This window comes from Bradyrhizobium sp. SHOUNA76, from assembly GCF_023006445.1.
GTDB lineage: Bacteria > Pseudomonadota > Alphaproteobacteria > Rhizobiales > Xanthobacteraceae > Bradyrhizobium.
Map to the genome: position 1 here is coordinate 1 of NZ_JALBHA010000137.1, position 12,951 is coordinate 12,951.

Annotated in this window: 10 protein-coding genes; 7 read left to right on the forward strand and 3 right to left on the reverse strand. The window is 64.4% G+C overall.

What is annotated here, in order from left to right; translation table 11 throughout:
* From MOV74_RS16685 to MOV74_RS16710, 6 genes are all read left to right on the forward strand, one after another.
* On the forward strand, positions 1-790 hold a 790-nt coding region (locus tag MOV74_RS16685), incomplete at its 5' end, for an FGGY-family carbohydrate kinase (RefSeq protein ID WP_246924454.1).
* Between the two features lie 130 nt (positions 791-920).
* Positions 921-2,444: a sugar ABC transporter ATP-binding protein gene (locus tag MOV74_RS16690; RefSeq protein ID WP_246924457.1), complete on the forward strand. Its 1,524-nt coding sequence runs from the start codon at positions 921-923 to the stop codon at positions 2,442-2,444.
* Positions 2,437-3,480: an ABC transporter permease subunit gene (locus MOV74_RS16695; RefSeq protein ID WP_246924460.1), complete on the forward strand. Its 1,044-nt coding sequence runs from the start codon at positions 2,437-2,439 to the stop codon at positions 3,478-3,480. Before MOV74_RS16690 ends, MOV74_RS16695 begins: the two co-directional genes overlap by 8 nt.
* A gap of 106 nt (positions 3,481-3,586) precedes the next feature.
* A complete protein-coding gene (locus tag MOV74_RS16700; protein ID WP_246924463.1) occupies positions 3,587-4,534 on the forward strand; it encodes an ABC transporter substrate-binding protein in 948 nt (315 codons plus the stop codon).
* Between the two features lie 171 nt (positions 4,535-4,705).
* The gene (locus MOV74_RS16705) at positions 4,706-5,197 is read left to right on the forward strand and encodes a MarR family winged helix-turn-helix transcriptional regulator (RefSeq protein WP_404979153.1); all 492 of its coding nucleotides are present in this window, start codon (positions 4,706-4,708) and stop codon (positions 5,195-5,197) included.
* 46 nt (positions 5,198-5,243) lie between these two features.
* Complete coding sequence (locus MOV74_RS16710) at positions 5,244-6,983, forward strand: FAD-dependent oxidoreductase (protein ID WP_246924466.1); 1,740 nt, start codon at positions 5,244-5,246, stop codon at positions 6,981-6,983.
* On the opposite strand, the gene MOV74_RS16715 is transcribed toward MOV74_RS16710, so the two are convergent.
* From MOV74_RS16715 to MOV74_RS16725, 3 genes are all read right to left on the reverse strand, one after another.
* The gene (locus MOV74_RS16715) at positions 6,966-8,501 is read right to left on the reverse strand and encodes a hypothetical protein (protein WP_246924469.1); all 1,536 of its coding nucleotides are present in this window, start codon (positions 8,499-8,501) and stop codon (positions 6,966-6,968) included. The two genes, MOV74_RS16710 and MOV74_RS16715, sit on opposite strands and share 18 nt — an antisense overlap.
* Positions 8,502-8,530: 29 nt before the next feature.
* Entirely contained in the window at positions 8,531-9,706 is a 1,176-nt protein-coding gene (locus tag MOV74_RS16720; protein ID WP_246924471.1) for a glycosyltransferase family 4 protein, read from the reverse strand.
* 226 nt (positions 9,707-9,932) lie between these two features.
* Complete coding sequence (locus MOV74_RS16725) at positions 9,933-11,279, reverse strand: lipopolysaccharide biosynthesis protein (RefSeq protein ID WP_246924474.1); 1,347 nt, start codon at positions 11,277-11,279, stop codon at positions 9,933-9,935.
* Between the two features lie 434 nt (positions 11,280-11,713).
* Here MOV74_RS16725 and MOV74_RS16730 point away from each other — a divergent pair, with 434 nt between their 5' ends.
* Positions 11,714-12,937: an NAD(P)/FAD-dependent oxidoreductase gene (locus tag MOV74_RS16730; RefSeq protein WP_246924477.1), complete on the forward strand. Its 1,224-nt coding sequence runs from the start codon at positions 11,714-11,716 to the stop codon at positions 12,935-12,937.
* The last annotated feature ends 14 nt before the right edge of the window (positions 12,938-12,951 follow it).

Below are 12,951 nucleotides of genomic sequence, written 5' to 3' on the forward strand. Positions count from 1 at the left end.
CCGGCGTTGGGGCATGACGGGGCAGCCGATCATTGCGGGCGGCGCGGGGGACAATCCGGCAGGGGCCGTCGGCATCGGTGCGATCCGGCCGGGAACCGCCTTCGTGTCGCTGGGAACTTCGGGTGCCCTGCTGGCACCGACCGACAGGATTGCCGCAAACCCTGATCGCATCGTACACACGTTCTGCCACGCCATTCCCGGCATGTGGATTCAGGCCGGCGCGATCCTCTCGGCCGCCTCCTGCCTCGCCTGGATCGCTCGCTTGTTCGGCGTCACCGAGGCCGAGTTGCTGGCGCCGCTCGGGTCGCGCCCGCAGGCGCCGTCGCCGGTGAGCTTCCTGCCTTATCTCGCGGGTGAACGGACGCCGCACGACGATCCCGTCGTGCGCGGCATGCTCGATGGGTTGAGCCATGGCACCGATCGCGAGACGATCGTGCAGGCGGTGCTCGAAGGCGTTGCTTTCGCGCTAGCCGATTGCCGCGACGCACTCGCGAGTGCCGGCATTGCGATCGCGGAAGCCGATGTCATTGGCGGTGGATCGCGATCCCCGTTCTGGCTCTCGGTGCTGGCAAACGTGCTGAATGTTCCAGTCCATCGCTTCGCCGTAGGTGAGACCGGCGCGGCGTTCGGTGCGGCGAGATTGGGGCGGCTTGCTGTCACCGGTGAGGCAATCGATGTCGTATGCACACCGCCGCAGCGCATCGAGACGTTCGAACCTGACGCCGGGCTGACGGATGCTTATGCCGAGCGGCTTCCCGCGTGGCGCGAACTGTATCGGCCGCGCCACTAGCGTCGCCTCGACGTTGCATTCTCGCGTGTTCGGTATTGCTCTGGCCTGCGGGCTTTTGTTTAATGCGTGAACCGCGCTGACAGAACGATCGAGACGCGGGTGGGAAACGCATTGTGCGCCGGGAGGCACGATGAACGATCCGATCCTCGAGATGCGCGGGGTCTCGAAATCCTTCTTCGGCATCAAGGCGCTGCGTGCCGTCGATCTCACGGTCCATGCCGGCGAAGTGCATGCCTTGATGGGCGAGAACGGCGCCGGCAAGTCGACGCTGATGAAGATCCTGTCCGGTGCCTACAGGCCTGATCCCGGCGGCGAGATCCGCATCGAAGGACACCCGGTGCGGATTGAAGGTCCACTCGGCGGCCGCAACGCAGGCATCTCCATCATCTATCAGGAGCTGTCGCTCGCCCCCAATCTCAGTGTCGCCGAGAATATTTATCTGGGACGCGAGATCTCGCGTTCGGGAATGCTGGCGCGCGGCGAGATGCGCGAGGGCGTCGGCCCCATCCTGAAACGGCTGGGCGCAGACTTCCTGCCATCGACGCTGGTGGCGCATCTTTCCATGGGCCAGCGGCAACTGGTCGAGATCGCGCGTGCGCTGCACGCGAGGTCAAAGATCCTGATCATGGACGAGCCGACCACGGCGCTGTCGGCCGGCGAGAGCGCGCGGCTGTTCGCGCTGATCCGCCAGCTTCGCGCCGAGGGGTTTGCCATCATCTACATCTCGCATCGCATGGACGAGGTCTACGCGCTCGGCGACCGCGTCACCGTGCTGCGCGACGGCAGGCTGGTCGGCTCGCTCGACAAGCAGGACATTCGCGCCGACACCATCGTGCGGCTGATGGTCGGGCGCGACGTCTCATCGTTCTACAAGAAGGACCACGATCCGGAGGCGGGGCGGGGGCATCCCGTGCTCGCAGCAATCGATATGGCCGATGGTCAGCGCGTCAAGGGTTGCTCGCTCACCGTGCATGCGGGCGAGGTGGTTGGTCTCGCCGGTCTGATTGGCGCCGGCCGCACCGAGCTTGCGCATCTCATGATCGGCGCGTTGCCCAAAACCTCCGGCCGGCTTGAGCTGGAGGGACGGCCGGTCGAGATCCGCACGCCGGGCGAGGCGCTCGAGGCCGGGATCGCCTATCTGACCGAGGACCGCAAGGCGCTCGGCCTGTTCCTGGACATGTCATGTCTGGACAACATCAACCTCGCGGTGCTCGCGCGCGATGCGAAGCTCGGCTGGTTCCTGGATCGCGACAAGGCGCGCGAGCGCGCCGACAGGGCCTTCGCGGGGCTCAGCATCCGAGCCGCCAATGTCGGCGTCCCCGCAGGCGGGCTCTCTGGCGGCAATCAGCAGAAGCTGCTGCTGTCGCGGCTTCTCGCGATTGCACCAAAGGTGCTGATTCTCGACGAGCCGACGCGTGGCGTCGATGTCGGCGCCAAGTCGGAGATCTATTCGATCATCGACAATCTGGCCAAGGCCGGCACCGCCATCCTCGTCATCTCGTCCGATCTGCCTGAAATCATCGGCATCTGCGACCGGGTTGTCGTCATGCGTGCCGGACGCATCGCCGGCGAGGTGACGCGCGGCCCCAATTCGCCACTGACACAAGAAGACATCATGGCGCTTGCCACGGGGATGGAGCATCTCGATGCCTGACAATGGCGCTTCGCAGGCCCAGCCCGCCGCGACCACGACGGCCAACGGCGCTGCCGCCGAGACAAAGCGCCAGCGGGTGAGGCTGCTGATCAGCGCACTCGGCATGCTGCCGGTGCTGCTGATTCTCTGCATCGGCTTCCATTTCCTGTCCGAGGGACGCTTCTTCACCGGACAAAATCTCGGCATCGTGCTGCAGCAGGCCGCAGTGAACACCGTGCTCGCCGCAGGCATGACCTTCGTCATCCTCACCGGCGGCATCGACCTCTCGGTCGGCTCGATCCTGGCGGCCTCCGCGATGGCCGGGTTGACGCTTTCCAAGCTGCCGGAGCTCGGAATGCTGTGGCTGCCGGCCGCGGTGCTCACCGGCCTTGGCTTCGGTATCGTCAACGGCGCGCTGATTGCGCTGCTCCGCCTGCCGCCGTTCATCGTCACGCTCGGCTCTCTCACCGCCGTGCGCGGCCTGGCGCGGCTGCTCGGCGCCGACACCACCGTGTTCAATCCATCCATTCCCTATGCCTTCATCGGCAACGGCTCGCTCACGCTCATCCCCGGCGTCGCGTCGATCCCGTGGCTCTCGGTGATTGCCTTGCTCGTCATCCTGGTCTCGTGGCTGGTGCTGCGCCGGACCGTACTTGGCGTGCACATCTATGCGGTGGGCGGCAATGAGAGCGCGGCGCGGCTTGCCGGCATCAAGGTTTGGGCCGTCCTGATCTTCGTCTACGGCATCTCCGGGCTTTTCGCCGGGCTCGGCGGCGCCATGCAGGCGGCGCGGCTCTATGCGGCCAACGGCCTGCAGCTCGGTCAGTCCTACGAGCTCGATGCGATCACCGCCGTGATACTCGGCGGCACCTCGTTCGTCGGCGGCATCGGCTCGATTTGGGGCACGCTGGTCGGTGCGCTGATCATCGCCGTCCTGTCGAACGGTCTGATCCTCGTCGGCGTCTCCGACATCTGGCAATATGTGATCAAGGGCCTTGTGATCATCGGCGCCGTAGCGCTCGATCGCTACCGGCTGCAAGGCTCCGCCAGAACGTGAAGGCTCCGCCAGAACTTAATGTTCGGCGCGCATGGCGTGATACGGGATTCCGCTGCGGCAACTGGTCTGCCGTGCCGGGGACGAAGACAGACCAGGGAGGAAGTCCATGTTGAAGACGATCATGCTCGCCGGCGCCGCGACGGCGCTTGTTCTTAGCACCGTGCCGTCCTCGGCCAAGGAGCTCAAGTCGATCGGCGTCTCGCTGGGGTCGATGGGCAACCCGTTCTTCGTCGCGCTGTCGAAGGGCGCCGAGTTCGAGGCGAAGAAGGCCAATCCCAATGTGAAGATCACGACGGTCGGCTTCGAATACGATCTCGGTAAGCAGGTGACCCAGATCGACAATTTCATCGCCGCCGGTGTCGATCTGATCCTGTTGAACCCCGGCGATCCCAAGGCGATCGGGCCGGCGATCAAGAAGGCGCAAGCCGCAGGCATCGTCGTCGTTGCGGTCGATACCGCGGCCGAAGGCGCCGATGCGACGGTGACCACGAACAATGTCCAGGCCGGCGAGATCTCGTGCCAGTACATCGTCGACAAACTGGGCGGCAAGGGCGACGTCATCATCGAGAACGGGCCGCAAGTCTCCGCCGTGATCGATCGTGTCGTCGGCTGCAAGAACGTGTTCTCGAAGAATTCCGGCATCAAGGTGTTGTCCAACGACCAGGACGGCAAAGGCTCGCGCGAGGGCGGCCTCACCGTCGCGCAGGGTTATCTGACCCGCTTCCCGAAGATCGACGCCATCTTCGCCATCAACGATCCGCAGGCGATCGGCACCGATCTTGCGGCTCGCCAGCAGAACCGCAGCGGCATCGTCATCACTGCGGTCGACGGCGCGCCCGATATCGAAGCGGCGCTGAAAGATCCGCAATCGCCGCAGATCCAGGCCTCGGCTTCGCAGGACCCGTTCTTCATGGCGCGGAGGGCGGTGCAGGTCGGTGTCGGCATTCTCAATGGCCAGAAGCCGGCCTCGACCGTCGAGCTGCTGCCGTCCAAGCTCGTCACCAGGGACAATGTCGCCCAGTACAAGGGCTGGACCTCGGATCGCTCCCAGTAAGCCGTCCGCAGCCGGGAGTGATCGAGCCACGAAACGACGGGCGGCGTATCGATCCACGCCGTCCGTGGCGCCAGAGTCGCCAACACACGCTGATCAGCTGTCCGAGCGCGCCAGGCCGCCTGTTGTGTTAGCTTTGCGCAACCTCGATCGGTCGAATCGGAAGCAGATCTCGTGAAAGCCAAGACAGCCGGCATCTCAGCCGGCATCTCATCCGGCACCGCGTGGCGGCATGCCAATATCGGTCGCCTGCTCAACAACGCCGTGCGGCGCTTCGAGGGCCGCGTGCTCGAATTGATGAGCGAGCGGGGACACGACGAGACGCGCATTGCGCATGTCAGCCTGACCCGCAATCTCGACGTCGAGGGGACGAGGCTCACAGAGCTTGCCCGCCGTGCCTCGATGAGCAAGCAGGCGATGGGCGAGCTGGTCGATCAATGCGCGGAGCTCGGCCTCGTCGATCGCATCGCGGACCCGACCGACCGTCGTGCGCGCATTGTCATGTTCACGCGGGCCGGTCACAAATGGCTCGATGCCTTCCGCGATGCGGTCGATGTCGCCGAGCAGGAGATGCGTGCCGAGCTCGGCAAGGCCGCGATGGAGGCGATCCTGAAGGGGCTGGCGCTCTACGGCGCGAAGTTCGACACGCTCGACGATGCCAGTTAGTCAGGTAACTTGACGATATTGTCAGGTATCCTTACCATGCAGGATAATGCTGGTAGGGAGAAGCGTCTTGGAAACAGGTCTAGCAGCCTCGGTGCTCATCGTGGGCGGGGGACCCTGCGGGCTGATGCTGGCCAATGAGCTCGGCCGGCGCGGCGTGTCCGCGATCCTGGTCGACGAAAAGGCGGGCACCGCGTTCAATCCGCAAGCCAATGCGACGCAGGCGCGCTCGATGGAGCATTATCGGCGGCTGGGATTTGCCGATGAGATCAGGCGCGAAGGACTGCCCGCCGATTATCCGACCGACGTTGCGTACTTCACGCGCTACGCGGCTTACGAGTTGGCGCGGTTTCAGTTGCCGTCATCGGCGCGCGCCAGCGAGCTCATCAGGGGCATGTCAGGCTCCTGGAGCGCGGCGGAGCTGCCGCACCGGGTGTCGCAGAAGTATGTCGAGGCGGTGCTGCGCCGCCATGCCGAACGGCTTGCCGGCATCAAGCTCAACTATGGCCACCGGCTGATCAGTTACGCCGAAAGCGATGACGGCATCGTGGGCGAAATCGAATGTCTCGATGATGGCAGCCATTTTCAGGTTCGCGCCGGCTTCCTCGTCGGCGCCGACGGGCCGCGCTCGATGGTTCGTCAATCGCTCGGGATCGTCTATGGCGGCGAGACCGGAACGCAACGCGATTTCATGGGTGGCCGCATGCTGGCGGTCTATCTCCGTTCGCCAGACTTCTATGCGAGCATCCCGCACGCCAGGGCGTGGATGTACAATTGCTTCAACGGCGACCGCCGCGCCTTCATGGCCTCGGTGAACGGACGCGACGAATTCGCATTTCACACGCAGCTTCGACCGGGCGAAGACGAGAGTGCGATCACGATCAGCGAAGCCAGGGCTGCGTTCCAGCGCGCCTGCGGTGGGCCGATCGACTGCGAGGTGCTGTCCTTCCTGACCTGGACCGCCGGTCACGCGCTGGTCGCGGACGGCATGCAACGGGGCAGGGTCTTTCTCGGCGGCGACGCGGCGCATCTGTTCACGCCGACCGGCGGGCTCGGCTACAACACCGCGATCGAGGATGCGGTCAATCTCGGCTGGAAGCTCGCAAGCGTCGTTAGGGGTCTGAGCCCGGCAACGCTGCTCGACAGCTACGAAATCGAGCGACGTCCGGTCGCGCTCCGCAACACCGACTATGCCCGGCGCTTTGCCGATTCCCTTGGTCTGTTCGCGCCGGCGCCGGAGATCGAAGACGCCACGGACGAGGGCAGCGAGGCGCGAAGGATTGCAGGGGTCTATCTCGAGCAGCACGCCCGTGCGGAGTTCAACATCCCCGGTGTGACTTTCGGCGGGCGCTACGACGGCTCGCCGATCATCGTCTCCGATGGCAGCCAGCCGCCGCCTGATGCTGCGAACGTCTACGTTCCCAGCGCCTGTCCCGGCGGCCGCGCACCGCATGCGTGGCTGGACGACGGCGTGTCCTTGTATGACCTGTTCGGGTTCGAATGGACGCTGCTCCAGTTTGGCGAGGCCGCGTTGGCTCATTCCGGCGTCGCTGACGCCGTCCGCGCCCTCGGGGTGGATTTGAAGCTCGTCACGCTGCCGGCAGCCTTGCGCGATCTCTACGATGCCGATCTCGCTTTGATACGTCCCGACCAGATCGTGGCCTGGCGCGGTGCCGCGTCGCAGGCGGGAACGATCGGGCACGTCCTTGCCCGCGCACTCGGATGCGATGCGAGCGACAGCGCGGCTCTACTTTGCATCACGCCGGTGGCGTCAACTGGCCGTGGATGAACTGGTGCGCGGAGACTGAATCGCCGATGGAAGTCTGCTCGCGAAGGCGCGGGTCTTGGGTTGGACACGCGATCCGTCGATCACCTCGAGCCGGCCGCAGCGGTTCAGGGTGTGGAGCTTCCTGCCGGGCCATAGCGGTCCCGGCCTCAGAGAATGGCGCACGATCTGCTTGAAGGCGGTCGGCGACAGTTCGACCACTTCCGCCAGCGCGAGCGCCGCGCCGTATCCGTCGGTGCAGTTCTGGATCGGGCGCCACAATCTGTCATGGAGCGTGACGAAATTCCCGGCCGGCCGCGTGCTTGCGCGGTCGATCAGGACTGGATTGCTGGCATGGGGCAACCACGGGCCCAACAGGCGATCGGCGTAGTAGATCGCCAGCGAATCCGAATAGCCGCCGGTTCCGTCGCGCCAGGCTCCGAACAGATAATGCAGCCCGTTGTGCTGTGTGATCGTGACGTCGGCGAGCTCGAGGCCCGAAAGGAGCGTCGTGTGTCGCTCCCATTTGTCCGGGAACCGGACGCATTTGTAGAGGGCGACGTCCCCGTGAGTCGAGCTCTCCGGGATCATCCACAACTCGCCACCGTCCTCGATAAGGAATGGATAGGAGAGGTGCCAGGGCTCCTCCAGCACCGGCACGACCTCGCCAACCGGTCCACTGTCACTGAACTCGATCGCCGAGATGATGCCTTTTCCGACACGGTGATCGAGATCCTCGAAGAAGACGAATGTTCGTCCCTGCCACGTGATGGGGAAAGGATCGGCGTAGAAGTGGTTTCCGGGATCTTCCAGAACGTTCCAGCTTGGGCCCGATAGTTCTCCGGTCTGCCAGACGCCCGCGCCGTCATTGAAGCGCCATCCGATATGCCAATGCGGGGCATAGCAGCAGAGGCGATAGATCTCCTTGGCGATCGAGACGGCAAGGCCGCGCGTGACGTAGCCTAGGGGCGCGCGGTACGAGCCATTTCCAGCGCGGCGCGCCAACTGCGGCACGATGCGCGGCCGTCCCGACAGGATCGCCGCCACCATGGTCAGGGTTCGCGCCATGACGGTCTCGAGTGCGCCGCTGAGGCCTGCGGCAATTTCTCCGGATGGATGGCCACGATCGAGGACCGAACCGTCGACCTCGTTGACGATGTCGATCACCGGCAGGTCGCCGGCCAGAATGGCGGCGAGCGCGGCGTTCTCGCCTGCAACTCCATTGAACAGCGGACGGAGATACAGCCGGGCGGAGCTGTTCGGATCGCGCGCGCCGCCGGTGAAGTCGACGATCACGTCGGCCGTCTGGTTGCGAACCTGCGTCCGTTCCGGGGCGATGTTCAGCCTGTTGGCGCCGCTGTGCTTGCCCTTGTGCAACACCATGCGTTCGAGCTCGAACAGTGCGTTGAGACCCGCGGGCCGCGGCTCGGCCGTTGCCACCCACGCGATTTGCACAGGAACGTTTTGGCCGTCGATCGACAGCATGTCGCGGCCCATCCAGCGCCGCGCGTGCTCACGTTCACAGCGAAACTCGATGATCATGTCGAGCCCATCTATTCCAACGTATCAGGTCAAGTGACCTGGCTGAGAATTCGAACGTATTCCTCCACCATGGCATCTACCGAATAGCGCAACCTGAGGCCTTTGGCATTTTGTCGCAGTTCAGCGCTCAGATTCTGGTCCATCAGCAGCCTGGAGACGGTTGCCGCGAGCTTCGTATGATCGGAGGCATCGACGAAGAGTGCAGTCGGTTTTCCTTCGTAAGACAACACTTCGCGCAAGACGGGAAGATCGGTCACGACGGAGGGAACACCGGCGTTAGCAGCCTCGACCGCGGCCAGACCGAAGGTTTCCGCCTGCGTCGGGAATACAAACACGTCCAGGCAGGCGAGAAAATCCGCCATTCGGCTGGGGGGGATTTCCCCGAGCAAGTGCAGCCGGTCCGATACCTTCAAGTCGCTGGCCAACTGCCGCAGCCGAGCCTCGTCGGCGCCCTGGCCGGCGAGCGCAAGATGCCAGGACGGTTGGTCCGGCAGCAAACGTATCGCCATGTCGAGCCGCTTGTGCGGATGCAGCCTTGCTGCGCAGCCGAGCAGGACACGATCCGGCGGCAGGTTGAACTTCTGTCGCGCGGCCTCCTTCGACAGGGTCAGCGCCTTGTCGTCGAAGCCGTGCGGCACATGCACCATGCGCGAACGATAAGCCGCGGGGTAGCGCGAATACTCGCGCTCCATGTCCTGCGAATTGAGCGTGATGCGGTCGAAGAAGCCGACACTGCCCATGACGATGTCGGCGGTGCGGACCGGCCGGCTCATCGCCAGCGCGGATGAAACCTGGTTGGCGATGACAGGTGCGCGGCTGACGAGGCGCGTCACGCCGGCACCGATGACGTTGCCGAAATGCTGGAACGTCAGCACGGCGTCGGGCCTGATCGTCCTGATATGACGGCCGAGCGTCCACAACATCCGCAGCAGCGCCACCGGATTGCCCGGTCGGCTCGACGCGCAATAGAGCGTATCGGGCGGCTCGTCGAAGGAATCCGACTTGCGGAAGAAGAACAGATTGGTGACCCGGTAGCCGCGCGCGGTCAGCCCAGCGCCGAGCAGCCTGGAGATCTCCTGAGCACCGGCGTTCTCGGCCTGGGTTTGCGCGAGAAGCACGTGCAGCTTTGGTCGGCCGCCGTCTGGCCGCGCGGGTGCTGTCGCGGTCGTCTCGCCCAATTCCTTGTTCGGCTGATAGTGGAGCACGGATCCCGACCCGCTAGAGAAACGAAATCTTCACCGTACCTATCATGCACCCATGGTGTGGACACCGACTAGCAACAAACGGAGTTAATGCGAGGCCCGGCTGTCGGCGCTGTTCGCGCGGTCATTTCGCTGGTTCCTGCATGGTACGCAGACAGCGCGTTAACCAATCGGTTGGCGTACCGGCAACGCGTGACGATGATCCACTGAGCGACCGCGCGCTTGACGCCTAGTCACGGGAGTCGGCGCTGCCGACTGCATAATTGCCGCGTTTTATGGCGCTGAAGCGCAAAAGCACGAGGATCGAAGGGTCCACCCCTGTGCGCCGGCGGCAGAGCACGTTCAGGGCGATGGTCGCGAGCGCCAGCGAGACTGTGGCCGAGACCGCCGCGCCGAGCACGCCGAGCCAGGGAATGAGGATGAGAAATCCCGCGAGCCGCAGCGCGACGTTGGCGGCAACGACGGGAACATAGATCCGTTCATGGCCGGTCAGCTGCAGGATCGCAGCAGACGGGCCACCCGCGGCCTGGATGGCCGTTCCGATCGCAAGCACGATCAAGACCGAATGCTGCTCGGTGAAATGGGGCCCGAACAGGTTGAGGAGATAGGGGCCGCCGATCCAGACCGTGGCGAGCCCGGCGGCCACGCAAAGCGCGGTCACTTCCGCCATCAACCGCAAGGTTCGCTCGAACTCCCGATGGTTCTTGCTGAAATACAGCGAGGGAAGCCGGCGCGCGCCGAAAGTGTACAACGCCGCGGACACCATGGCGAAGATGTTGGCGAGGCGCGAGGCGGCAAAGTAGATACCGGCCGTCGCCGGATCCAGCATCCAGTAGACCAGGATGACGTCGAAATACTGGTTTGCGACTTCAAGGATGGAGGCGAGCCAGAAGTGAAGGGCGCTCGACCGCCAGCGGGACGTTTCGGAGCGCGCCGCCGTGCCGCGCAGATCCGGCAGCACCCGCGCGATCGAAATGATCTGCGCAACCAGGCCGACCGACATGGCAATTGTCATCACCGCGATCAGCTCGGCGGGATCGAGTTGCCGATGGCCAAACAGCATGGCGAGCAGAAAAAGGACGACGATGACCCGCCAGAAGAACTCGCGATTTCCCTCGCCCATGAGGATGCTGACGAGCGAGCGTGCGACCTGGCTGCCCAGCATCACTCCGGCATTCACGGCCGTATAGGCCGACACCGCAAGGATGAGCAGCCACCAATCGCCTCTCATGTTCGCCACGATGGCGATCCCGGCGATCACGATCAGCATTGCGACCGAGGCAATCTTGAAGCTCGACAGGAGGACACCTTTGGTGAGGTCCGGCCTGTCGCCGACCTGATACTCGTTCAGGAAGCGCACCAGCAAGGATTCCTGGCCGACCAGTCCCACGACGGCGGCGATCTGGGCAACCGAAAGCCAGGTCGCAAAGATGCCGAAGCCATCGGGCGACATCGTTCGTGCCGCCAGCGAGAACAACGCAAACGCAAGCGCGCCGCTACCAACCTTGAGAAGGATGGTCCCGACGACACCGCGCGTGACGTCACGCCGCAGGAACTGGAGGATGGATCCGATCATGGAATTTTAAGGAGCTGCTCTCTCCTGAAGAGACATGTTCCGATATCGGCGGCAACCTAGCATGCCGAAAAACCGCGAGTGTTAATGGGCGGAATGCAGCATCCTGCCGGCGGCGACGACATCGCGGCTATTCCGGTTGCTTCACTGTGAAACATCGTCGTCCTCATTGTCTCAAATCAAGCAAGGCCTGGCCCGGACCGAAGGCGAGATCAGCCGTTTGAATGCGGGCTGGCTCGCCGGGATCGGCCACTGAGCTGCCAGAAACCGGAATTTACGGAGATTCCAGAGCAAGAGGCGTGCCGGCTATCGTCAGGTCGACGGGCTCTCCGCCCCGTTAACCTCGATATCGAGAAATGATCGCGTTCGGCCCTGCGATGCGACATCAGGCCAGAGAATTGCACGTGCGACTTTGGTTGACCGTGGGAGCCTGGATCATGACGGCGGATAGAACTGTGACCGAGCCGAACGCCACAGCTGGCGCGTCGAGAACCGTCGCGGACATCGCGATCGTCGGTGGCGGACTTGCGGGATCGCTCGCGGCGGCCGTGCTGGCGCGGGCAGGGCACCGCATCGCCCTGATCGACAAGCGGGCGGTCCATCCGGACGAGTTCCGGGTCGAAAAGATCGGCGGCCATCAATTGGCGATGCTCCGCAAGCTGGGCTTCCTCGATGCGCTCGAGAAGGCCGCTTGTCGATATGATCAGGTGCTCAACATCCGGGAAGGCAAGGTGGTCGATGTCAGCGTCGGCCAGGCCTATGGATTTCCATATGCCGACCTCGTTGCCATGGCGCGCAGCCAGCTCCCCGATCCATCCAGCCTGATCGTCGACGAGGTCACCGCGATCAGCTGCAGCGACGGCGTCCAGCATCTCGAGCTGGCCTCCGGGCGGCGCCTGACCGCGCGCCTTGTCGTTCTGGCCACGGGCATGGCGGCAGCTCTTGCCTACAAACTCGGTATCAGGCGGCGCGTGCTGGCCGAGCGCCACTCGGTGTCGTTCGGCTTCACGATTGCCCGGAAGGACGGTCGCCCGTTCGATTTCGAGGCGTTGACCTGCTACGGCGAGCGCACGGCAGACGGCATCGATTATCTCAGCCTGTTTCCCGTTCGCGCCGGCATGCGGGCCAATCTCTTCATGTTCCGCGACCCGACCGATCCGATCATGCGCGAGCTGCGTCGCGAACCGGAAGCGACACTCTTGCGTCTGCTGCCGGGATTGCGACCCTATCTCGGCGATTTCCGCGTCACCGACCGGGTCCAGAATTGGGTGATGGATCTGACGGTCGTCGAGGGACATCTTCAGCCGGGCGTCGTGCTCATCGGCGATGCGTTCCAGACCAATTGCCCCGCGGCCGGCACGGGCGTCGCGCGCCTGCTGGTGGACGTCGATCGTCTTTGCACCGAATATGCGCCGCGATGGCTCATGACCGCCGGTATGGGCCAGGAGAAGATTGCGCAGTTCTATTCCGATCGCGACAAGATCGCGGCGGACCAGCAGTCCCTGAAGATGGCGCGCTTCCGTCAGGCGCTGACGTCTCGTGACGATCTCGGCTGGGACGTCCGGCGGCGGCTGCACTTCCTGCGGCGCAGCCTGGCACACCGCGTCGATCAAATGCATCCGGGCTGGCTTGGACGTGTTCGCGGCGCGCTGCGCGCTTGAGCCCTGCGTCGCTT